General features: G+C 73.7%; 14 protein-coding genes and 1 pseudogene. 7 read left to right on the top strand and 8 right to left on the bottom strand.

Annotation, left to right across the window (positions count from 1 at the left end):
* Positions 1 to 88: 88 nt before the first annotated feature.
* Positions 89 to 802: a hypothetical protein gene (locus tag AB0912_RS34095; RefSeq protein WP_366706865.1), complete on the bottom strand. Its 714-nt coding sequence runs from the start codon at positions 800 to 802 to the stop codon at positions 89 to 91.
* Between the two features lie 141 nt (positions 803 to 943).
* On the opposite strand from AB0912_RS34095, the gene AB0912_RS34090 reads away from it, so the two are divergent.
* Complete coding sequence (locus AB0912_RS34090; RefSeq protein ID WP_366706863.1) at positions 944 to 2,167, top strand: metallophosphoesterase; 1,224 nt, start codon at positions 944 to 946, stop codon at positions 2,165 to 2,167.
* 48 nt (positions 2,168 to 2,215) lie between these two features.
* On the opposite strand, the gene AB0912_RS34085 is transcribed toward AB0912_RS34090, so the two are convergent.
* Positions 2,216 to 3,700 (bottom strand): MFS transporter, encoded by a 1,485-nt coding sequence (locus AB0912_RS34085; RefSeq protein WP_366706861.1) that lies wholly within the window; start codon positions 3,698 to 3,700, stop codon positions 2,216 to 2,218.
* A gap of 155 nt (positions 3,701 to 3,855) precedes the next feature.
* Here AB0912_RS34085 and AB0912_RS34080 point away from each other — a divergent pair.
* A pseudogene (locus AB0912_RS34080) lies at positions 3,856 to 4,497 on the top strand (TetR/AcrR family transcriptional regulator); the annotation flags it as partial.
* Between the two features lie 139 nt (positions 4,498 to 4,636).
* Here AB0912_RS34080 and AB0912_RS34075 read toward each other — a convergent pair.
* From AB0912_RS34075 to AB0912_RS34065, 3 genes are read right to left on the bottom strand one after another with little or no spacing between them, the layout of a single operon-like run.
* A complete protein-coding gene (locus tag AB0912_RS34075) occupies positions 4,637 to 5,800 on the bottom strand; it encodes an oxygenase MpaB family protein (RefSeq protein ID WP_366706859.1) in 1,164 nt (387 codons plus the stop codon).
* 24 nt (positions 5,801 to 5,824) lie between these two features.
* Complete coding sequence (locus AB0912_RS34070; RefSeq protein WP_366706857.1) at positions 5,825 to 6,886, bottom strand: polyprenyl synthetase family protein; 1,062 nt, start codon at positions 6,884 to 6,886, stop codon at positions 5,825 to 5,827.
* A complete protein-coding gene (locus AB0912_RS34065; protein WP_366706855.1) occupies positions 6,879 to 7,163 on the bottom strand; it encodes a polyprenyl synthetase in 285 nt (94 codons plus the stop codon). Before AB0912_RS34065 ends, AB0912_RS34070 begins: the two co-directional genes overlap by 8 nt.
* A gap of 505 nt (positions 7,164 to 7,668) precedes the next feature.
* Here AB0912_RS34065 and AB0912_RS34060 point away from each other — a divergent pair.
* Positions 7,669 to 8,559, top strand: coding sequence for a TIGR03620 family F420-dependent LLM class oxidoreductase (locus AB0912_RS34060; protein WP_366706853.1), 891 nt, complete (start codon positions 7,669 to 7,671; stop codon positions 8,557 to 8,559).
* A gap of 164 nt (positions 8,560 to 8,723) precedes the next feature.
* Here AB0912_RS34060 and AB0912_RS34055 read toward each other — a convergent pair whose 3' ends face one another.
* Complete coding sequence (locus AB0912_RS34055; protein WP_366706851.1) at positions 8,724 to 9,677, bottom strand: alpha/beta hydrolase; 954 nt, start codon at positions 9,675 to 9,677, stop codon at positions 8,724 to 8,726.
* A gap of 203 nt (positions 9,678 to 9,880) precedes the next feature.
* Between AB0912_RS34055 and AB0912_RS34050 the strand changes: the two genes are divergently transcribed.
* Entirely contained in the window at positions 9,881 to 10,477 is a 597-nt protein-coding gene (locus tag AB0912_RS34050) for a TetR/AcrR family transcriptional regulator (protein WP_366706849.1), read from the top strand.
* 184 nt (positions 10,478 to 10,661) lie between these two features.
* Complete coding sequence (locus tag AB0912_RS34045) at positions 10,662 to 15,032, top strand: BTAD domain-containing putative transcriptional regulator (protein ID WP_366706847.1); 4,371 nt, start codon at positions 10,662 to 10,664, stop codon at positions 15,030 to 15,032.
* Between the two features lie 26 nt (positions 15,033 to 15,058).
* On the opposite strand, the gene AB0912_RS34040 is transcribed toward AB0912_RS34045, so the two are convergent.
* Positions 15,059 to 16,762, bottom strand: a complete 1,704-nt coding sequence (locus tag AB0912_RS34040) for a ricin-type beta-trefoil lectin domain protein (RefSeq protein WP_366706845.1) — start codon at positions 16,760 to 16,762, stop codon at positions 15,059 to 15,061.
* Positions 16,763 to 16,944: 182 nt separating this feature from the next.
* Positions 16,945 to 17,583 carry a response regulator transcription factor gene (locus AB0912_RS34035; protein WP_366706843.1) on the bottom strand — a complete coding sequence of 213 codons (639 nt, stop codon included), beginning with the start codon at positions 17,581 to 17,583 and terminating at the stop codon, positions 16,945 to 16,947.
* A gap of 264 nt (positions 17,584 to 17,847) precedes the next feature.
* Here AB0912_RS34035 and eccCa point away from each other — a divergent pair, with 264 nt between their 5' ends.
* Together eccCa and AB0912_RS34025 are read left to right on the top strand one after the other, a co-directional pair.
* Positions 17,848 to 21,873: a type VII secretion protein EccCa gene (gene eccCa, locus AB0912_RS34030; protein WP_366706841.1), complete on the top strand. Its 4,026-nt coding sequence runs from the start codon at positions 17,848 to 17,850 to the stop codon at positions 21,871 to 21,873.
* Positions 21,873 to 22,656 (top strand): EsaB/YukD family protein (locus AB0912_RS34025; protein WP_366706839.1); only part of this gene is annotated, 784 nt, incomplete at its 3' end. The genes eccCa and AB0912_RS34025, both read left to right, overlap by 1 nt.

Below are 22,656 nucleotides of genomic sequence, written 5' to 3'. Positions count from 1 at the left end.
TCCGCCTTGCAGCTGCACGCACCCTGCCCCGCTCGGCCCAGCCGACAAGGCGCCGCACTCCGGCGCCACCTGATCCAAACGACACGCCCTAGAGCCGCCACCACCAGGATTCGAGTTCCTCGGCCTCGGAGAACTCGACCGGGCAGGCGTAGGGCGAGCGCCTCGCGATCGGCAGGGCGCCGGTGCGGCGGACGACCGCCCGCAGGTCCCGTACCGCGCTCATGGCGGACAGTTCCGCCACATCGAAGGGGCACCCGGCCGGTCCGCCGAGCAGCGTGGCGCAGCCGAACGCGTACCACTCGCCGACGAGTTCGCGGTCCCCCGCCCGCTCGGCCGCGACCGCGATCTCGCGGACCACGTCGATCAGCGGTGTCCGCCGGGGCGGGACGGCGTCGGCGCCGCGCAGGGCGCCGGTCCCGGCCATGCGCCGCCACAGCGCGCTGCCGGCGTCGTAGTAGAGGAACGGCGGCTCCACATAGCCGTCTTCGAGCCAGGACCCGTACCCCTCGAAGCCCGGGGCTTCCTCGTCGAAGGCGCGCAGGCCGGTGAACTCCGTCAGCGCGTCGAAGTAGGCCGACCTGGTGGCGTAGTCGGGGTGCCGCTCGACGGGGCAGCGGTAGGTGTACCCGCGGCGCAGCAGCACGTCCATCACCCGGAAGCGGGTGAACGAGCAGTCGTGCGCGTCCTGGAAGCCGTAGAGGACGGCACACCAGTCCCGTACCCGGGGATCGCCCGCTTCTGTGTGGCGGTCCAGCACGCGGACCGAGTCCGCCACCAGGTCCTCTATCAGGTGCTCGGACACGCGCGTGACCCCTCCCGGCCGCCGACAGTGCTACGGAGGATACGGGCGTGGTGAGCGCCGGCCGGGGGAACGCCGCGTCAGGGCGGGTGGAGGGCGACCGGATACAGTGCGAAGACGGCCGCCTGGTTGAGGAGGGGAAGCGTGACCGACACCAGCAACACCCGATCCGCCGACAGTGACGAGAGTGAGGCGGGAGCGCCGCGGCGGAGCCTGCTGCACCGCCTGATGCGCTACATCCCCCTGATCGCCCCCGTCCTGCTGTGGGCCGTGCCCTGCTGGGTGCTCCTGTACGCCGGCCAGCACTGGTCGCTGCCCGTCACGCTCGCCGGCACCGCCCTGTTCGTCCTCGGCCTGGTCGTCATGCCGCTCGCGATGGCGCGCGGGCACGGCCGGCGGCAGCAGGACGCGGCGGCGATCGTCGGGGACACGCTGCTGGGCGCGAGCTGGGTCCTGTTCACCTGGTCCGTGCTGCTCGGCGTCCTGCTGCGGCTCGCCCTGACCCTGGCCGGCGTCGGCGACAGCCAGGACCGGGCACGCGTCGTCACCTGGGCCGTCCTCGGTGTGACCGCCGTCCTGCTCGGCTGGGGATACGCCGAGGCCCGCCGCGTACCCCGGGTGCGCCGGCTCGACGTCCAACTCCCGCGCCTGGGAGCGGGGTTGGACGGGACCCGTGTCGCGCTCATCACCGACACCCACTACGGCCCGCTCGACCGGGCCCGCTGGTCGGCACGGGTGTGCGAGACGGTGAACACCCTCGACGCCGACCTGGTCTGCCACACCGGTGACATCGCGGACGGCACCGCCGAGCGCCGCCGCGCCCAGGCCGCCCCGCTCGGGACCGTGCGGGCCACCCGGGCCCGGGTGTACGTCACCGGCAACCACGAGTACTACAGCGAGGCGCAGGGCTGGGTCGACCTGATGGACGAGTTGGGCTGGGAGCCGCTGCGCAACCAGCATCTGCTGCTCGAACGCGGCGGTGACACCCTCGTCGTCGCCGGCGTGGACGACGTCACCGCCGAGTCCTCGGGCCTCGCCGGGCACCGCGCGCACCTCGCCGGGGCCCTGAACGGCGCCGACCCCGATCTGCCCGTCCTGCTCCTGGCGCACCAGCCCAAGTTCGTCGACCGGGCGGCCGCCGGCGGTGTGGACCTCCAGCTCTCCGGTCACACCCACGGCGGCCAGATCTGGCCCTTCCACTACCTGGTCCGTACCGACCAGCCGGCCGTCGCGGGACTCAGCCGGCACGGCGACCGCACCCTGCTCTACACCAGCCGCGGCACCGGGTTCTGGGGGCCGCCGTTCCGGGTCTTCGCCCCCAGCGAGATCACGCTGCTCGTGCTGCGCTCCCCGCAGCGGATCTCGTAGCCCGGCGGACCGGCCCCGGGCCTTGTCGTGGCACCGGGGCGGGTCTCGTCAGACGGTCTCCTCGACGGCGGCCTCCTCGTCGGCGTGCTCCTCGACGCTGCGGGAGTTGGTGAGGCTCAGCGCGCCGCCGGCCGCGATGAGTCCGACGACGCCGGCGAGCAGGGCGTAGGTGACCCGTTCGCCGTGGAAGAAGGACGCGACGAGGTCGCTGCTCCAGGTGCCGGCGGGGAGCTGGGTGGTGACCAGGGCGGCGATCAGGGTGCCGACCACGGCGGTGCCGACGCTGGAGCCGACCTCCTGGGCCGTGTCGTTGAGGGCCGCGCCGATGGAGGTGCGGTTGCTCGGCATGGCGTCCACGAGAGCGACCGCGCAGATCGTCATCACCGTGCGCAGGCCCACGGTCATGATCACCATGCAGACGGCGATGGCGGCGTAGCCGTGGTCGACCGCCCAGGCCATGCCCGCCAGCGCCCCGGCCAGGCAGGCCGCTCCGACCAGGCAGGCTATGCGGTGGCCGAACCGGCGCCCGAGCCACTCGGTCAGCGGGGTCGCGAAGAGCATCGTCACGATCATCGGCAGGTTGGCGAGGCCGGCCCGCACCGGGCTCCAGCCGTAGGCGTACTGGAAGTGCAGGATCAGGCCGAACATCACGCTGGCCATCGCGATGGACGTGCCGATCTGCGCGATGGCGGCGCCGCGGACGGTGCCGTTGGAGAAGAGGTGCAGGTCCAGCATGGGGGCCGCGCTGCGCCGCTCGTGCAGGACGAACGCCAGGGCCGCCAGGACGGCGCCCGCGATCGAGGCGAGGGTGATCACGGAGAGCCAGCCGTGCTCGACACCGCTGGTCAGCGAGTAGCAGGCGAGGCCGATGGCGGTGACGCTCAGGGCGGCGCCCGGCACGTCGAGCGCGTCCTTGGTCAGGTCCTCCGAGTGGTCGGCGGGGACGCCGAGGCGGACGCCGACGCAGGCGAGCACCGCGATCGGGGCGTTGACGACGAGCAGCCACTCCCAGCGGACGTGGGCCAGCGCGGTGCCGCCGAGCAGCGGGCCGAGGACGAAGCCGGACATGCCGACGACGATCATCACGGTCATGGCGCGCATCCGCAGCGCCTTGTCGTCGAAGAGCCGGAAGACCAGGGAGTTCGTGATCGGGGCCATCGCCGCGGCGGCGATGCCGAGGGCGGCCCGCAGGGTGATGAGCTGGCCTGTCGTGGTGACGAAGACGACGCACAGGCTCAGCGAGCCGAACACGGCGAGTCCGATCAGGAGCACGCGGCGGCGGCCGAAGCGGTCGGCGATCGACCCGGCGGTGAGCAGCAGGCCGCCGAAGGTCAGCGAGTAGGCGCCGGTGACCCACTGGAGCGCGGTCGTGCCGCTGCCGAGGTCGCGGCCGATGGTGGGCAGCGCGATCGACAGCAGGGTGTTGTCGACCATCTCGACGAAGAAGGCCAGGCAGAGGGCTGCCAGGGGAATCCACGCCGCGCGCAGGGATGAGTAGGTACGGGGTGGTGCTTTGGGCGTGGAGGTAGTCATGACAGTCCTTCCGATCGAACGACGTTCGGCTATCGAACGCCGTACGATGCGCTACGATAGAACAACGTTCGATCTGATGCAAGACGCGAGGGAAGGAAGCCATGGCACGCCTGCAGAGCCGCACGAGCGAGGGCCGTCGACGGGCTTCGCACTCGATGGAGTCCGTACTGACCGAGGCGGTGGCCCTGCTCGACGAGGCCGGCGCGTCGGCGCTGACCTTCCGGGCGCTCGCCCAGCGCCTCGGCGGCGGCGTCGCCAGCATCTACTGGTATGTCGCGAGCAAGGACGAGCTGCTCGACCGGGCCACCGACCATGTGATGGGCACGGTGCTCGCGGACATCGAGAAGCTTCCGGGCAGCGACGACCCGATCGACGATCTGCGCGCGATGGCGCTCACCCTGTTCGACGCGATCGTGGACCGGCCCTGGCTGGGCGCCTACTTCATGCGGAACACCGACGTGCAGAGCAACTCGCTGCGCCTGTTCGAGCGGCTCGGCCAGCAGACGCTCCGCATGGATCTCGATGTGCGCCAGCGGTTCCACGCCGTGTCCGCGATCGTGGGCGTCGTCGTGGGCTCCGCCGTCGACATGGGCCAGGAGCCGCCCCAGGAGATCCTGGACGGCGCCGTGAACCGCGACGAGTACCTGGGCCGTTACGCCAAGGCGTGGCGGGAGCTCGATCCCGGGGAGTTCCCGTTCGTCCAGGGGATCGCCGACGAGTTCGACGGCCACGACGACGCCGACCAGTTCCGCTCCGCGCTGGAGCTGACCCTGACGGGCCTCCGGCTCCAGGCGGGGCTGACGCGGGGCGGGCGCGGGGCGGCCGGGGCAGCCGAGACGGCCGCCGGGGCAGTCGGGTCGGCAGGGGCGGCGAACCGGGAGGTGCCCACCGTGGAGACGACCGAGGAGGGCGGGTCCGGCGCCCCCGGAGTGCCCGCTACTCGGTGACAGTGGCGGGCGGCGGGGTCCAGCGGCTCTTGGCGGGGACGGTGGCGCTCACCCCGAAGTCGCTCTTGAGCTGCTCGGGGATGGCGTAGTGCATGACGCGGCCCCGGGTGAGGGAGGACAGCTCGAAGACGCTGGTCAGGTGGCCGAGGCGGTCCAGGGCCCAGCCGGCCAGGGGTGAGCGGTCCTCGATGGTTTCCAGCAGCCCGAGCAGCGCGGGAGCGGCCTTGACCGCGGTGTCCCAGGGGGTACGGGGGACGCGCAGCCAGTCGGCGCAGGTGTCGCCGATCAGATAGCGGATCAGGGCGGAGACGACCGGGTCCAAGAGGGTGCCGGGCACGACCTCCTCGTACAGCTCGATGAGCTGGCGGGTGAGCTGGGCGCCCTCCTCGGACGGGCCCATGTGGCGGGTCATGTACAGGTCGGAGAAGACGCGGGCCTCCCCCAGGTTCTTGGGCACGTGGTCCTGGTCGATGCCGAGAAGGGCGCCGACGACCCGCCAGGCGTAGTAGTAGGCCTCGGCGCCTTCCTCGCTCATGTGGATGCCGAGGCGGTGCAGGGCGTCGAGGACCTGGATGGAGAACATCATCTGCCCGCCGATCATGTCCTCCTGGCAGATCGGCGTGCCCAGGGCGGCGGTGTCCCAGCGGTCCTCCCGCTTGAGGTGGTGCCGGATGGAGGCGTGCAGCAGGCGTACCTTCTGGACCGCGGGGATGAAGCGGCTGCCGGCCTCGAACGCGCCGGGCTGCATGAGGTAGACGGTGAACTGGCCCGTCTCGGCCATGCGCTTGGAGGGGTACTTCAGCGAGTGGGTGGACGACAGCAGCCTGGCCACGTGGGGCAGCACGTAGCAGGCGGGCATCGAGGCGAACGACAGCGCGGTGGAGATGTGCACGTTGTTGTCGATGAAGAACAGCCGCGCCTTCTCCATCTCGCCCCAGTCCACCCAGGACGGGGGCCTGCCGGTGGCGTTCAGGTAGTCCCGGGCGACATCGGGCAGCCCTTCGGGGAGTTCCTGTCCGACGGTGGAGACGTAGCGCATGAGCGTGTTGAAGGTGCCGATCTCGCCGCGCTCGAACAGCGTCGCCACCGTCGCGTCGGCGAGTTCGTCACCCTCGGTGCGCAGGGCGTCCATGGACGCCTGGGTGTAGGTCATGGTGCTCCTCCGGTGGGGTGGCGGTCAGTGCGTGCGGGTGACGGAGACGGTGGCCAGGTCCGCCAGGGCGCGGCGGGCCTCGGGGGTCAGATCGGCGTCGGCCAGGGCGTCGTGCGCCGCCCGCAGCCGGGCGGTGATCATGTCCTCGACGCGGGCGACGGCGCCGGTGCGGCGGGCGATCTCCCGGACGCGCTCCACCTGGCGCTCGCCGAGGTCCGAGCGGCCGAGCAGGCGGCGCAGTTCGCCGCGTTCCGCCGGGGTGGCGGAGGTGAGCGCGTGTGCCATGAGCGCGGTGGGCCGGTTGCCCGCCAGGTCGTCAGCCGGGTCCTTGCCGGTGCGCGCGGGGTCGCCGAACAGGCCCATCAGGTCGTCGCGGAGCTGGAACGCCTCGCCCAGCGGCACGCCGTACTCGCCGTACGCCCGCAGCAGCCGGGGCGGGGCGCCGGCGAGGAGGCCGCCGATCCGCAGGGGGTGTTCGACGGTGTACTTGGCGGTCTTGTACCGGATCACCTTCACCGAGGCGTCCGGGTCCGGCTCGGCGCCGGTGCGCAGGACCTCCAGGCACTCGCCGGCGACCAGTTCACGGGCCAGCACCGCCCACAGCGGGCGGGCCCTGTTCAGGTAGGCGCCGGGCAGACCGGAGCCGGTGAACAGCTGTCCGGCCATCGACATCAGCAGATCGCCCACCAGCATGGCCAGGGCCCGCCCGCCGGCCTTGGGCCGCGCGTGACCGGCGTGGTCGGTGAGGGCGGCGCGGAGGGCGATGTGCGCGGTGGGGCCGCCGTGCCGGGTGCGGCTGTGGTCGATCAGGTCGTCGTGTACGACGGCGGCGGCGTGGACCAGCTCGATCGCTCCGGCGGCGCGGACCAGGGCCTCGCTGTCGGGCTGGCCGGTGCCGCGCCAGCCCCAGTAGCAGAAGGCCGCCCGGAGCCGTTTGCCGTGCCGGGTCATCGCGTGCAGCTGCTCCGCGACCGGCAGCAGCGAGGCATCGATGTCGGCCAGTGCCTCCGCTTCGGCGGTGACGCACGCGTCGAGGACCTGGTCGACGCGTTTCCTCAGTAAGGCGTGGTCCTCGCGTTCACTCACCGGCTCCTCCCGCCGGGGTGCGGGCGGCGACGACGCGGGCGAGGACCTCCAGATGCGCGGGCGGAGTGACCGTGTGCCGGTCGAGGAGCAGGCGGCCCCGGGCGCGGGTCTCCTCCGTGCCGTCCGCCAAGAGATCGCCGAGGTCGGCGCGGCGCAGCAGGCCGCCGACGCCGCCCATCGCCCTGCTCAGTCCGCTGAACGTCAGATCGGCGAGGCCGGCCACCAGGGCCACCGTGTCCTCGGTCAGGCCGGTCCTGCGCCCGTCTTGGTCTGTCACAGCATGTCTCCCTGGGTGACGAGGCCCGCCCCGGCCCGGCCGGTCGGCGCGGACAGGAGTGGTGAGAAGCGGAGAGGGGCGGAAGGGGCGGAGAGGACTAGTGAGAAGCGGGGAGGTGGGCGGAGATGAGGCGTGGAGAGCGGCGCGTGCACGTGTGCGTCCGTGTCGCCATGTCGTGATGTCGTGATGTCGCCATGTCGCGTGGCCGTGTGTCGCCGCGTGTGCGGAACACACGTCGAGTCTGGCCACCAAAACGCCCTCTGGCAGCCCTTATTCACCATCGAGTGATCTTCTTCGAAGCCCCGGCACGGGGAAAGCGGCACCTGTTACGGCCATGGATCTGATCGCCGGGCCGTCGCGACTTGGCGCGCCCGTCCCCACCCGGCCCGGCGCTCCCCTCCGGCCCGACGCGCCCTCACCCGCTCCGGGGCGCACGCTCTCGTCCGATCCCGCGCGTCCTCGCCCGGGTGGGAACAACCGCCCCGGGGCCGCAGTTGATCACGGCATGACTTCCGTGGCACGCGAGACATTCGGACGGATCGGCATCTGGAGCGGCGCTCTGCACGCGTCGCGGGTGGACGACGCGGGCAAGGCGGCGATCGCCGAGGCCGCCGTCGAGCTGGAGGAACTGGGGTACGGCACGCTCTGGATGGGAGGCAGCCCCTCGCCCGACGACGCCGTGGCCCTGGTCGCCGCCACCCGCGCGGTCACCGTGGCCACCGGCATCCTGAGCATCTGGGAGCACGGTGCCGGGGAGGTGGCGGCCCGGATCGCGGGGGCCGGGGAGAGCGCGCGGGGGCGTCTCGTCCTCGGGCTGGGCGTCAGCCACGACAAGCTGGCGCCGCAGTACGCGAAGCCGTACAGCGCGATGGTGGAGTATCTCGACGCCCTCGACCGGGCCGTGCCGCCCGTGGGCGGCGCGCAGCGGATTCTCGCCGCGCTCGGCCCCAAGATGCTGCGGCTCGCGGCCGACCGGTCGCTGGGCGCCCACCCCTATCTCGTCACCGCCGAGCACACGGCGGAGGCACGCGAGGCGCTCGGCCCGGACGCGCTGCTCGCGCCCGAGCTGTCCGTCGTGCTCGACCCCGACCTGGACCGGGCCCGTGCCACCGCGCGGGGCATGCTGGAGCAGTACTTCCAACTGCCGAACTACACCAACAACTTGCTGCGTCTCGGCTTCACGGAGGACGACTTCGCGGACGGCGGCAGCGCACGGCTCCTCGACGCCCTGTTCGCGCTGGGCGACGCGGACCGGGTGCGGGCCCGCGCCGGGGAGTACTTCGACGCCGGGGCCGACCACGTCGCCTTCCAGGTGCTGACGGCGAGCGGGGGGCGCTCCGGGCTGCCCCTGGCCGCGTGGCGCGAACTCGCCTCCGTCTTCGCGGACCAGCTCTAGGAAGCCGAGCCCAGCCCAGCCGAGCCCAGCCGAGTCGAACCGATCCGAACCAGGTGGAGTCGAGTCCGAGTCGAACCGAGCCGTCCGGCGTGGGCGGGTGGCGCGGGCTCCGGGGTGCCGGGCGTTGCCCGTTCTAGGAACCCGTACGGCGGTCCTTGTACGGCCTAGGAACCCGTACGGCGGTCCTTGTACGGCGCGAGGAACTCCGTGAGCGCCGCCAGCGTCTCCTCGGGGGCCTCCTCCGCCGGGAAGTGGCCGCAGTCGGGGACGATCAGGCGTTCCACGTGGTCGGCGGCGCGTTCCATGGTGTCGGCGACCGCGCCGCCCAGGTTCCCCGCGCCGCCGACCGCCAGGACGGGCAGGCCGAGCCGGCTCTTCGCGCGCCGCTCGTTCTGCGCGATGGTGGTGTCGAGGGCGCGGTAGAACGCGAAGCTGGCCCGCAGCGCGGCGGGGTCGGAGGCGAGCACGTCGATGTAGTACCGCACCACCTCGTCGGGGAGTTTCCTGACCGCCTTGGCGGCGAACTGAGCGCCGTAGTAGATGTGTTCACGGCCCCGGACGAGTTCCTCGTTGAGACCGGGGAGGCGGTTGAAGGCGAAGTGCCACAGCCGGGCGTTGGTCTCGTCCGTGCCGAAGAGCGGGGGCGAGGGCGACAGTCCGGGCACGGCGGCCTCGGCGACGACGAGGCGCTCCAGCCGGCCGGGGTGGTCCGCGGCGAGGGCGTAGGCCGTCCACATGCCGACGTCGTGGCCCACCATCGCGAACCGTTCGTGGCCCAGCGCGGCCATCAGGCCCGCCATGTCGGCGGCGAGCGTGCCCGTGTCGTAGCCGTCGTGGGGTTTGTCGGAGAGGCCGACCCCGCGCGAGTCGGCGGCGACGACCTGGAAGTCCCGCGCCAGGGCGGGCATCAGCAGCCGCCAGGCGTACCAGGTCTGGGGCCAGCCGCCGAGGAGCAGCAGCGGGGGTCCGTCACCGCCCACGACGGCGTGCAGACGCACGTCGCCCACGGAGACGTACCGGCTGGTGAACGTGTCGGTGAAACCGTCCGGAAGGTACGGCGCGCCGGAGGCGGAGCGGGTGCCCTCGGGCTCTGCGGAATTGAGCGGATGCGTGGTCACGGCGATGTCCTCGGCAGCTCGGATGACGGGTTCCGGCGTCGGCGCGGTCACCTGGCGTCGACGGCGGGCCGGTCGGCTCTGAGGTTCGGGCCCGTGTGGCGTGGTGGCCTCCGGGTGTCCGTACCGGCGGTCCGCTTGCTACTCTACCCATGTTGGACCGATCGGTACAACATGATGGAAGCGCACGACCCTGGAGGCGCCCGGTGGCAGGCCGGAAGCAGTTCGACGTGGACGAGGCCCTGGAACAGGCGATGCGCGTGTTCTGGCAGCGCGGCTACGCGGACACCTCGCTCGACGCGCTCGGCGCCGCCACCCGGCTGGGCCGCGGCTCGCTGTACGGCACCTTCGGCGGCAAGGACGCCCTGTTCCGGCGGTGCCTCGACCGCTACTCCGCGACCTACGCGGACGCGTACGAGTCGGCGCTCGCCGGGAACGCGGGCGATCCGGTGCGGGCGGTGGAGGCGTTCTTCGACGTCGCACTGGCCCGGATCGCCGACCCGGCGGTCCCGCTCGGCTGCCTCATCGCCCAGTCCGCCATGCAGACACCCGTGCTGGAGGAGGAGAGCGGAGCGCACGTACGGGCCAAGGTTGCCGCCCAACGCGGGCGCGTCCGGGGGGCGTTGGAGGGAGCGCCCGCCGCTCCGGAAGTGCTCGACTCGCTGGCCGCCTATGTCGTCGCCGTCAACCAGGGGATCGCCCTGATGAGCCGCGCGGGCACCCCGGTCGCCGAACTGCGCACCGTCGCCCGGCTCGCCCGCACGACGGTGGCGGACACCCTGGGCCGCTCGACGGCCGAGTAGAACCGGCGCGTTCCGGACACCCGACGCCCGTCGCTCGCAGGGGGGTTCACGTGTCCGGCCGGCCACGCTGCGCACCGGTCCGGCTCGCCCCTCCCACGCCCCCGCGTGAGGCTCGGCACACGTGCGGCGGCACCGCGCGCCGCACTTGAATCGGGCGGCCGAGAGCGCTGTAGATTTGCGCGTCATGCTCTGTGTTCAGGTCCTGGGACCGCTCGGTGCCGACATCGGCGGGACACCGGTCCACCTGGGTAGCCCCCGGCAACGCGCGGTCCTCGCCCTCCTGATGGCGCACCGCGGCACGGTCGTACCCGTGGACCGGCTCATCGACCGCCTGTGGTGCGGCCGTCCCCCGGAGAAGGCGGCGGCCTCCCTGCACGCCTACGTTTCCAACCTGCGGCGCGCCCTCGAACCCGACAGGGCACCCCGGACCCCGGCCGGCGTCCTGGTCAGCGCCCCTCCCGGATACGCGCTGCGGCTCCCGCAGGAGGCGGTCGACGCCTGGCGGTTCGAGCAGGCCGTGCGGCGGGCGCGCACGCTCGCCCCGGCGGAGGCGCGGCGGCTGCTGGAGGAGGCGCTCGGCTGGTGGCGGGGGGCGGCCTACGGGGAGTGGGCCGACGAGGAGTGGGCGGCGGCCGAGGCCGCCAGGCTGGGCGAACTGCACACCGTGGCAAGGGAGTTGTCCGTCGAGGCGACGCTCAGGTCCGGGGCGGCCACCGAGGCCGTGCCCTCGGCCGAGGCGCTCGTACGGGAGCACCCGCTGCGCGAGGAGGGGTGGCGGCTGCTCGCGCTCGCGCTGTGGGCGAGCGGGCGCCGGGCCGACGCGCTGGCCGAACTGCGCCGGGCCACCGCCCTGCTGGCCGAGGAACTCGGGCTCGGCCCGGGTGAGGCGCTGGCCGAGTTGCAGACCGCGATGCTGACGGGGCGGACGGACGTGCTGCGTGCGGCCGTACCCGGCGCCCGGCCGGCCGAGGCGGCGTTGTCAGCGGTGTCGGCGGTCTCCGCGGTGTCGGCGGCGTCAGCGGTGTCGGTGGTGTCGGTCGGGCCGTCGGCCCAGGAGGGTGGGGCGCTCGCGCCGTCCGCGGTGCCGGCGGAGTCGTCGTCCCGGCCTGTCGGGTCGCCGGCGCCGTCCGCCGGGCTGGTGGAGTCGTCGTCCGAGGCGGTGGTGCTGGGCGGCCCGTCCGCCCGGGTGGGCGTGCCGTCTGCCCGGCCGGGTGTGACGTCTGAGGGGGCGGGCGTGCTGTCCGGTGAGCCGGCGGGGGCGGCGGGGGCGGCGGGGACGGCGGCCGGCACCCTGCCCGTCACGGTCCCCTTCCAGCGAAGCCATGGGCCCGCAGCGCACCCGCAACCCCTTCCGCATGCGCGGACGCATCCACAGACGCGGGCGCATCCGCATGCGGGTTTGCCTTGGGAGCCCGGCCAGGCGCCGCCTCAGACTCTGACACCGGCACCGGCACCGGCACCGGCACCGGCTTCGACCTCGACCTCAACTCCCGCTTCGGCTTCCGTACGCGAGCCGAGCGGGGCGTCGGTCCCGGCCGGCGCGGAGACGGCCGCGCCCTTCGCCTCCCCCGAGCCCTTCGTCGGACGGGACAGCGAGCTGCGGGCGCTGGACGAGGCCGCCCGGGGTGCCCGGCGGCACGGCGGTGTCGTCCTGGTGACCGGAGAGGCCGGAGGCGGCAAGTCCGCACTGCTCGGCCGGTTCCAGCAGCGGTTGCGGGCCGCCGACTGGACCGTGGTGGTCGGGCGCTGCCCCGAGTTCGACGGCGCCCCGCCCGCCTGGGCCTGGACCGAGGCGCTCGGCGAACTCGCCCGGCGCACACCCCCGGTGGACCCGGACTCGCTCGGCGCCCTGCTGCACGAAGGGGAGTACGGCGGCCACGCGGATCAGGGCCGGCACGTCAACGGCCGGACAGCGCAGGGTGAGCTGGGTGATTCGGGGTTCGACGACGGCTGGGCGGTCGGGCGGTTCCGGATGCACCGGGCGTTCAGCGCGTGGCTGCGCGCCGCCGCCGGCGAGTCCCCGCTCGCCGTGGTCATCGACGACCTGCACCGGGCGGACGGCGAGACGCTGGCCCTGCTGGAGCGGACCGCCGAACTGACCGGCGTGCCGGTGCTGGTGATCGCCGCGTACCGCCCGGCCGAAGCGGGCGACCGGCTGGCCGAGACCCTCGCCGAACTCGCCCACCGGTCACCGCACCGGCTGGCGCTGGGCGGGCTGCCGCCGCACGCCGTGGACACCGTGGTCAGGGCGGTGTGCGGGACCCCGGTCGACGCGGACACCGTGACCGCGCTCGCCGAGCGGACCGGCGGCAACCCCTTCTACGTCCGCGAGAGCGCCCGGCTGCTCGCCAGCGAAGGCGCCCTCGTGGCGATCTCCGAGGTGCCGCAGGGCGTACGCGATGTGCTGCGCCGGCGGCTGCGGCAGCTTCTGCCGGGCGCGCTCGCCGTCCTCCAGCTCGCCTCCGTCGTCGGCTGCGAGTCCGAGGTGAGCGTGCTCATCGAGGCCGCCGATCCCCAACGCCTGCCGGAGCACGAGGTGTTCGACAGCCTGGAGGAGTGCGTCCTCGCGGGGCTGCTGACCGAACCGGCGCCCGGCCTGGTCCGGTTCGCGCACGCCCTGGTCCGCGACACCGTGTACACCGACCTGGTCGGGGTGCGCCGCGCGCGTCTGCACGCCCGGGTCGCCGACGTCGTACGCCGTCGCCGTCCGGACGATCTGGCCGCGCTGGCCCACCATTTCGCCCGGTCGGCGACGGCGGAGACGGCGTCGCTGGCCGTCGAGTACTCGCTCGGCGCGGCCGATCTCGCGGAGCGCCGCTACGCCCACGACACCGCCGCGGAGCTGCTGGAGCAGGCGATCGAGTCGTTCGCGCTGATCCCAGCCGACGACGAGATCACCGGCGACGCGCGTGCGGCACGGCTGGTGGCGCTGCTCGGGCGGCTGCTGCGCGCCGAGATCCGCGCCGGAGCGGTGGTGTCCGCGCGGAGCACCCGGCAGCGGGCCATCGAGGCGGCCTCGGATGTCGGCCACGACGCGCTGGTGTCGGTGGCGCTCGGCGCGTCGATCGGGCCCGGTCTCGCCCTGAGCGGGCCGCGGGGGCTGGTCGACCCGGCCGCGCTCGACCACTTCGCCGACCGGCTCGCGGTCCGGGCCGCGGCCGATCCGGTGGTCCTCGCCCTCGCGGCACGGACGGCTCTCGAGGAGACGACCGGCCCGGACGATCAGCGTCACAGCGACGAGCAGCCGGGACCGTACGAACGGCGTCACGACGACCACTGTCACGACGATCCGCGCCATGACGATCCGCGCCATGACGACCCGCGTCACGGCGACCGGCGGCACGGCGACCAGCGGCACGGCGACCAGCGTCACGACGGCGATGGAAAGGACGTCGAGGGCGGAGAGTACGGCCGAGGTGGAAGGCACCCCGGGGCGGCCAGCGGGTCCGGCGGGGGCCGCGGGGACGGAGTGGACCGCGCCGCGACCTGTCCGGTCGGGGAGCGAGCGGCCGCGCATCGGCTGGCCGTCGCCCGCGCGATCGGCGACCCGCTGCTGATCTCCTGCGCGCTGACCGCCGCGTCCGCCCTCGCCCCGGAGGGCTCCCCCGACCACCGCGCGCTCCTCGCCTCCGAGCTGCGGGTACTCGGCTACGCCCACGACCTGCCCGCCAACACCTGGGTTCGCGAGCACATCAGCGGCATGGCGGCGGGCGCCCTCAACGACGTCGCGGGGGTCCGCCGGCACGCCCGCGAGGGCCGGGCCGTGGCCAGGCGGCACCGGCTGGTCGAGGCGGAGGTCGTCAATCTGTCGACCCAGGCCATGCTGGCGCACATCGAGGGCCGCTTCGCCGACGCCGAGGCCGGCTACGCCGACGTACGGGACCGGCTGCGCGCCAACCGTTCCGCTCACGGTGACCTGGTGTACGCCCTCGGGGTGACGACCGTGCGGCTCAGCCAGGGGCGGCCCGAGGAAGCCGAGCCGTTGCTGCGCTCCGTTCAGGACCGCGCCGCTCCCGTCACCTGGCTCGCGCTCGGGGTGGTCCTCGCGCGGCAGGGCCGGCTGGACGAGGCCCACGCGCTCGCCCTCTCCCCCACCGCTCCCGTACCCGACCACCTCTACAGCGTCGCCTTGTCCTTCCGTGCCGAACTGGCCTGCCTGTTGCTCGATCGCGGCGCCGCCCGTGAGCTGATCCCGCTGCTGCTGCCGGTCCGCGGCCAGCTCGCGGGCGCCGCCAGCATCTCCTTCGTGACCCGGCCCCTCGCCCAATCCCTGGGCGAGGTACACGCGTTGCTCGGCGACGAGTCCGCGGCGCAGCGGGAGTTCCGGCGCGCCGAGGAGGTCGCCCTGCGCTGGGGCTCCCCCCATCTGGCCGCCGCCGCCCGGGCCGCCCTGGAGGGACGCGCCACCCTGGGGCGACGTGCCGCCCTGGCGGAACAGGACGACCTGGCGGGACAAGGTGCCCCGGAGGCCCCCGACGGTAAGGGCGCCCCAGCGGCGGCGGGCGATGCGGGCGGCCCGGATCACGAGCACCTGGGTCGGCACTGCCTCAGATAGCCCGGAGGAGTTCGCGGCGTGGCGGCTCAGCCCAGGTGCCATTTCTGGTTGGACGTGCCGCCGCACTCCCAGAGTTGCAGCCGGGTGCCCGCGGCGGTGCCCGAGTTCTTGGCGTCGACGCACTTCCCGATCGCCGTGTTGACGAGGTCGTGGGAGCTGTTGAGGTTGAACTTCTGGGCCCAGCCGCCGTTGCAGCGCGCGAGTTGGATCGCGGCGCCGTTGGAGGTGGAGGCGTTGGCGATGTCCAAGCACAGCCCCATGGAACGGACGCTGCCGTCGGACGCGAACACCCACTTCTGCCAGGCGTCGCCGCCGCAGCCCTGCAAGGTCAGCGGCGAGCCGTCCGAGGCCTTGTGCGCCAAGACGCCCACACACCGCGAGGACGCGTAGCCCACGATCATGTCGCCGGCCGGCTTGGCTCCGGTGTTGGCCGCCGGCTTCGACTGCGGTTTGGACTGGGGCTTGGACTGTGGCTTGGACTGCGCCTGGTGCGTGCTCGCCGGCTTGGTGCCCGCCTTGTGAGGGGACGCGGCGTCGACCGTCCTGCCGTCGTGGGCGGCGGGGGCGTGCGCGGGGTCCGGTGCCTCGCCGCCCGCCGGCGAACTCCCGTCCTCGGCCGAGCCGTCCTCTCCCACGTGCGGCTTCCTGCCGGGTTTGTCGCCCGTACGGTGGCCTGGCGCGGAGGCGGACGGAGACGCGGACCCGGGCGGCCGTACCGAGCCGTCCGTGCCGACCGTCGGAACGGCGGCGTCCTCGACGTGTGCCGCACTCGGCTCGGGGTCGTCGCCACCGGGGAGGGCCATCACCGCGACGGTGCCGAGCCCCAGCGCCGCGAGCACGGAAAGGGCCGCGACCGCGCCGATCAGGCGGGCGCTGCGCTCGGGTTGGGCCGGGTCCGCGTCAGCCCCGCCGGGAGCGGAGGCCGAGGTGGCGGCCAAAGGGGTGGTCCTGGTCGCCAACAGGCGGGAGATCCTGCCGGGTTCACCGGCGCGGGGAGCCGAGCCGGCGGCCGGTGCCGGGTCGGGCACGGAGTTGGAGCGGGGGGCGGGCGCGGGGGTCGGCACGGGGCTGCTCGCGGCGGCGGGCTCGGGCTCGGACTCGGACTCGGACTCGGACTCGGGCTCGGGCTCGGACTCGGACTCGGACTCGGCTTCCGGAGAGGTCTCCGGGGCCGGCGAGGGCTGCGGCTCCGGCTCCGGCAGGGAGGCCGACTCAGGCTCCGCCGCGGGCTCCGGTCGGCTCCCCGGCTCAGTGGAGTGCGCGGAATCCGAACCGGCTTCGGGCGCCGGGGCGTTCGCGGACTCCGGCTCGCCGAGAGAGACGTTCGCAGAATCGGTGCGAGCAGCGCCGGCAGCGCCAGCAGCGCCGGCGTTCGCGACCTCCGGCTCGCCGGCAGGCGTGTTGGCAGGCTCCGGCGTCGCGGCGGTGTTGGCGGACTCCGGTCCGTCCGTGGCCGGCGTCGCCGCCGAGGCCTCGGAGACGGTCTCCGCGTCCCCCTCCGGCTGAGGGCCACCGCCCGCACCCGCCGAACCCGAGCCCTCGGTACCCGCACCCCCCGATGCCGAGCCCTCGGAACCCGCACCCCCCGAACCCGAGCCCTCGGAACCCGCACCCTCCAGCCCCGCACCCTCCGGACCCGGCTCCCGCAGCCAGGGCACCGGCTGTTCCCAGACAGCCGCGTCCCCGCCCGCCTCGCCGGTCGGTTCCGTCGGTCCGGTCCTGTGTTCCATGTGTGCCCGCCGCCTCCGCGTCTGGTGGTCTCCCGATGCCCGAACCTAGGAGCACGGGGGACGGCGCTACCGCGACGGCGGCGAACTCTGCCCGGCCGGACGGGAAATGCTTCCCCTGCGACCGCCCCCGCCCCTGGCGCCCGTCCCCGCGCCCGTGCGGGCGCCTGCGGAACCGGGGTGGGTTACAGCGTTCCCGAGCGCAGTGCGAAGGCGACCGCGTGGGTGCGGTTGCGCAGGCCGAGCCGGTTCATCATGACGCTGACGATGTTCTTGATGGTCCGCTCCGAGTAGTTGAGCTTGCGGGCCACCTCGGTGGTGTCGAGGCCGTCGGCCAGCAGGCGGAGCACGTCGACCTCGCGGGCCTCCAGTCCGGAGGTGGTCAGCCCCAGCGGGCCGAGCACATCGCGCTGCACCCGCCTGATGTGGTCGATGAGCTGGCCCTGCACCGGCGCCGGCAGCAGGGCCGCGCCCTCGGCGACCGCCCGTACGCCCTCCACCACGTGGTCGTAGGTGCTGTCCTGACGCCACATCACACCGCGTACGCCGAACTGGACGGCGCGCATGAGCTGGGCCTCGCCGATGCGGCCGGTCACCAGCACCATGCCCATGGCGGGGTTGGCGGCCCGGGCGGCGACGGACTCCATCAGGGCCATCGTCTCCTCGGTCACCTCCGCCGTGAGCAGCAGCACGACGTCCGCGTCCCGGTGCTCCTCCTGGGGCAGCACCTTCAGGCCCGGATATCTGCACAGGGACCAGGCGGCCCCCTCACCGGTGATGGGGTCACTGGCGAGGACCGCGATCGAGATCATCCCCAACGTCACTGACGTCCTTCCTGGTTCGGACCGTCGGGCCTGGTGGGGTCCGGGTCCGGCACGGTGTCGGGCGGCCGTGGCGGCGGCGCGCGGTCATCGTGGCGGCGGCGCCTTGGCACTCACTTGGCGTGCACTTGGCGGGTTTGCCCGTCCGGCCACGCTTCGCTGTCCGGCGGGACAGACATCGGTCCGCGCGGCGGGCCCCGAGGGGCGTCCTGCCTACGCTCGGGACGAAGACTGGCAGCAGGAAAGCCGCAGGAAAGCAGGAGCACGTTGAGCACCGTGGTCGCCAAGCGCTCGCCGCGTGCCGAGGGTCCCCCGATGCCCGAGGGGCAGGTCGAACTCGCCGAACCCCCCGTCCTCGGGGAGCCGGCCACCGCGGACTTCGGCTCGGTGATGATGTACCTGCCGATGGGCCTGGGCGCCGGGGCCATGGTGCTGATGTTCTCGGTCGGCAGCGGCGGCACGTCGATGTACATGATGACCGGGATGATGGGCGTCGCCATGGTCAGCATGACGCTGACGCAGGTCGGCCGCCCGGGCGCGGAGCGGCGCCGCCGGATGCGGGCCGAGCGGCGTGACTATCTGCGCTATCTCGGCCAGAAGCGGGTGCAGGCCCGGCAGGCGGCCGAGCAGCAGCGGGCGGCACTGCTCTGGGACAACCCGGACTCCGGGGATCTGTGGGCCCTGGCCCGTGGTCCCCGCTTGTGGGAGCGCAGGCCAGGGCACGAGGACTTCGCGCGCGTCCGCATCGGGCTCGGCACCCGCCGGGCCGCGCTGGAGTTCCTACCGCCGCAGACCAAGCCGGTGGAGGACCTGGAGCCGCTGTGCGCGATCTCGCTGCGCCGGTTCACCCGGGCCCATCAGACGGTTCCGCTGCTGCCCGTGCCGGTGTCCCTGCGCCGGTTCACCAGTGTGGAGTTCACCGGCGAGACCGGTGACGCGCTGGCCTTGGCGCGGGCGATGCTCGGGCAGCTCACGGTCCTGCACTCCCCCGACGAGCTGCGGGTCGCGGTGCTCGGGGACGACGAGGCGCTGCGCGCCTGGGACTGGCTCAAGTGGCTGCCGCACAACGCGCATCCCCACGAGGAGGACGCCGCGGGTCCGGTCCGGCTCGCCGCCGGTGACCACGACGCCCTGCTGGACCTGCTGGGCCCGGAACTGCGCGACCGGCCCGACCACGATCCGGCGTCCGCGCCGAGCGTGGCCGAGCCGTTCACGGTGATCGTCGCCCAGGGCGTGCGGATCCCGGAGACGTCGCGGCTGCTCGGCGCGGGGGTGCGCGGGGTGGTGCTCCTCGACCTCACCGGTGCGGTGCCGGGTGGCCCCAAGGTGCTGCGGCTCACCGTCCGCGACGGCCGGGTGGACTTCCCGAACGGCACGGAGACCGTCTCGGGGCGGGCCGACCGGCTCGGCCCGGTGGAGGCGGAGAGCCTCGCCCGGCTGCTGGCCCCGATGCGCACCGGCGGCGGTGTCGACCTGGTGGACCGGCCGCTGGAGTCCGACTTCGACCTGACCGCCATGCTCGGCATCCGTGACGTGCGCGGCTTCGACGTGCCCGCCAAGTGGCGTCCCCGGCTCGCCCAGGACGCCCGTCTCAAGGTGCCGATCGGTGTCACCGAGGACGGCGAGATCGTCGAACTCGACCTGAAGGAGTCGGCGCAGGGCGGCATGGGCCCGCACGGGCTGCTGATCGGCGCCACCGGCTCCGGCAAGAGCGAACTGCTGCGTACCCTGGTGATGGGCCTGGCCGCCACCCACTCCTCGGAGATCCTGAACCTGGTCCTGGTGGACTTCAAGGGCGGCGCGACCTTCCTGAACATGGACCGGCTGCCGCACACCTCGGCCGTCATCACCAACCTGGCCGACGAGCTGCACCTCGTGGACCGTATGCGGGACTCCATCAACGGCGAGATGATCCGCCGTCAGGAGCTGTTGCGGGAGGCCGGGTTCGCCTCGCTCTACGAGTACGAGAAGGCGCGCGGCGCGGGCGCGAGCACGCTGGCCCCGCTGCCCTCGCTGCTGATCATCGTGGACGAGTTCTCCGAACTGCTCGCGAACAAGCCGGAGTTCATCGAGCTGTTCGTGTCGATCGGCCGGCTCGGGCGCAGTCTGGGCGTGCATCTGCTGCTCGCCTCGCAGCGGCTGGACGAGTCGCGCATCCATCGCGTCGAGGGGCATCTGTCGTACCGGCTCGCGCTGCGTACCTTCTCCTCGATGGAGTCGCGCAGTGTGATCGGCACGTCCAGCGCGTACGAGCTGCCGTCGGCTCCCGGCAACGGCTATCTGAAGGTGGACACGACCAACCTCGTCCGGTTCAAGGCCGCTTATGTGTCCGGCCCGGTTCCCGCGCCCCCGAACCCGGACGAGGCGGGCCGCCGCGAGGGGGCCGTGCTCGATGTGACCGCCTTCGGTCTGGAGGCGCGGGGCGAACCGGCCTCGGTCCGCGCCGAGGAGGAGGCGGCGGCGCTGGTGTCGCTCGCCGAGGAGGCGCTGCGCGACCAGGGCGGCGAGGGGGAGCAGGCCGAGAGCGGGGAGAGCGCGGACGAGAGTCTTCTCGACGTGCTCGTGGGGCGGCTGGAGGACAACGGGCCGCCCGCCCGGCAGGTGTGGCTGTCCCCGCTTTCCCGGTCGCCCGCGCTGGACGAGCTGCTGCCCGGCATCGTGCCCGACCCGGTGCGCGGCATGGGCGCCTCCGACCCCCGGGCGCAGGGGGCGCTGCGGGTGCCGCTGGGTCTGGTGGACCGGCCCTTCGAGCAGCTCCGCGAGCTGCTGGTGGCGGATCTGTCCGGGGCCGACGGGCATCTCGGTCTGGTGGGCGCGCCGCAGACCGGCAAGTCGACGCTGCTGCGCACCCTGATGCTGTCGCTCGCGCTGACCCACACGCCGGCCGAGGTCCAGTTCTACTGCCTGGACTTCGGCGGCGGCGGTCTGGTGTCCACCGCCGGTCTGCCGCACGTCGGTTCGGTGGCGACCCGCCTGGAGCGCGACCGGGTGCTGCGGACCGTGGAGGAGCTGGCGCAACTCCTGGAGCGGCGTGAGCAGTTGTTCGCCGCCCGGGGTCTGGAGTCGATGGCCGCGTACCGGGCGCTGCGGGCCGAGGGCGCGGTCGACGATCCGTACGGTGACGTCTTCCTGCTGGTCGACGGGTGGGCCACGCTCCGGCAGGACTACGAGGACCTGGAGCAGCGGGTGATGGAACTTGCCGCGCGCGGGCTGTCGTTCGGCCTGCACGTGGTGGTCTCGGCGGTCCGCTGGTCCGAAGTGCGGCCCCGGCTGCGGGACATGCTCGGCACCAAGCTCGAAGTGCGGCTCGGCGACTCGATGGAGTCCGAGGTGGGTTCCCGGGCGGCGGCGGGTGTGCCGCACCAGCCGGGTCGCGGTCTGACCGCGTCGGGCCACCACTTCCTGTCGGCGCTGCCCCGGCTCGACAGTTCCTCGCGGACCGACGACCTGACGTCGGCCACCAAGTCCGCGGTCGCCGAGATCGACACGTTCTGGACCGGCGGCAGCGCCCCCGGGGTGCGTCTGCTGCCGACCAGCCTGGACGCGCGCCGGCTGCCCGCGGCCGCCGACAGCCGCGATCTGAGGTTCTGCCTCGGCTGGGACGAGCAGCGGCTCGCCCCGGTCTGGCACGACTTCGGCGCCACCCCGCATCTGCTCGTCTACGGGGACGGCGAGAGCGGCAAGACGAACGCGCTGCGGCTCGCGATCCGCGCGATCACCGCCCGCTACCGTCCGGAGGAGGCCCGTATCCTGCTGGCCGACCCGGGGCGCGGCCTCCTCAAGGACGTGCCGGAGGAGTACCGGGTCGGTTATGTCGTGGACAACGACGGACTCGGCAAGCTCGCCGACAGCGCCGCCGTGTCCGTGGGCAAGCGGCAGCCGGGCGCCGATGTCACGCCGGAGCAGCTGGAGAAGCGGGACTGGTGGACCGGTCCGCTGCTGTTTGTCCTCATCGACGACTACGACCTGTTCGGCGGCGGGCCCGGCTCGGTGTCCCCGATGACCCCGCTGGTGCCGCTGCTCGCGCAGGGCGCCCACATCGGGCTGCACCTGGTCGTCGCCCGCAGTACCTCGGGCGCGATGCGCTCGGTCATGGACCCGCTGATCCGCCGTATGTGGGAGCTGGGCAACCCGGCGCTGCTGTTCTCCTACCCGAAGGAGGAGGGCAAGTTCATCGGCGAGGCCAAGCCCCGCACGCTGCCGGCCGGGCGGGCCCAGCTCGTCACCCGCCGCACCGTCAAGCTGGTCCAGACCGGACTGGTGTCGGCGTCCCCCGTCCCCACAGGAGCATGATGACCACCGCCGTACCGCTGACGGGACGGGCCACCGAGGTCTGCCGCGTCACCGTCGAGACACCGGACGGCCGGGCCGATCTGTCCGTCCCGGTCACCACCCCGGTGTCCGCGCTGCTGCCGGTCCTGCTCCGGCAGATGCCCGCCGGGTCCGCCGCCGACGGCACCCCCTGGGTGCTGCAACGGCTCGGTGAGGAGCCGCTCGCCGCCGAGGCCACCCCGGAGAGCGCCGGGCTGCGCCAGGGCGACGTCCTGCATCTGCGGCCGGCCGACGCGCCGTTGCCCGCGCTGCACTTCGACGACATCGCGGACGGGGTCGCGCACACCGTCGGCGACGGCCCCGGCAGATGGCGGCCCGGACTCACCCGGGGTCTCGCCGCCGGCCTGGCCTGTCTCGCCCTGGCCGGGCTCGCCGCCGCGCTGCTCGGCGCGGGCACCGGTCCCCGTACGTCGGCCGTGGCCGCGGCGGTGGCCGTGGTGCTGGCCGTCGCCTGCGCGACGGCCGCCCGGATGGGCGTCGACCGGACCAGTGTGCTGGTGGCCGGACTCGGCGCGTTCGGCTTCGCCGCTCTGGCCGGCGTCACGCTGCGGGCGGGTCACTCCGGCGGCCACACGCCCGGCCTGTCCGGTGTGCTCCTGGGCGCCGGATGTGTGATCGCGCTGGCCGGGGCCCTGTTCGCGCTGGGCGCGCTGCCGCTGGTGGTGCCCGGCACGGTCCTGCTCACCGCCGTCGCCGCGGCGGCCGGCGCGGCGCTGGCCGAGGGCGCCGGGCTGCGCGGTGACC

Source organism: Streptomyces sp. NPDC007084, assembly GCF_040703595.1.
GTDB lineage: Bacteria > Actinomycetota > Actinomycetes > Streptomycetales > Streptomycetaceae > Streptomyces.
This window is presented reverse-complemented; position numbering and strand designations above follow the sequence as displayed.

What these genes read in the sequence shown, in the direction of transcription:
- AB0912_RS34060 (WP_366706853.1), top strand. Translation starts at nt 7,669, where the DNA reads ATGACTTCCGTGGCACGCGAGACATTCGGACGGATCGGCATCTGGAGC.
- AB0912_RS34040 (WP_366706845.1), bottom strand. Translation starts at nt 16,762, where the DNA reads ATGGAACACAGGACCGGACCGACGGAACCGACCGGCGAGGCGGGCGGG.
- AB0912_RS34045 (WP_366706847.1), top strand. Translation starts at nt 10,662, where the DNA reads ATGCTCTGTGTTCAGGTCCTGGGACCGCTCGGTGCCGACATCGGCGGG.
- AB0912_RS34075 (WP_366706859.1), bottom strand. Translation starts at nt 5,800, where the DNA reads ATGACCTACACCCAGGCGTCCATGGACGCCCTGCGCACCGAGGGTGAC.
- AB0912_RS34085 (WP_366706861.1), bottom strand. Translation starts at nt 3,700, where the DNA reads ATGACTACCTCCACGCCCAAAGCACCACCCCGTACCTACTCATCCCTG.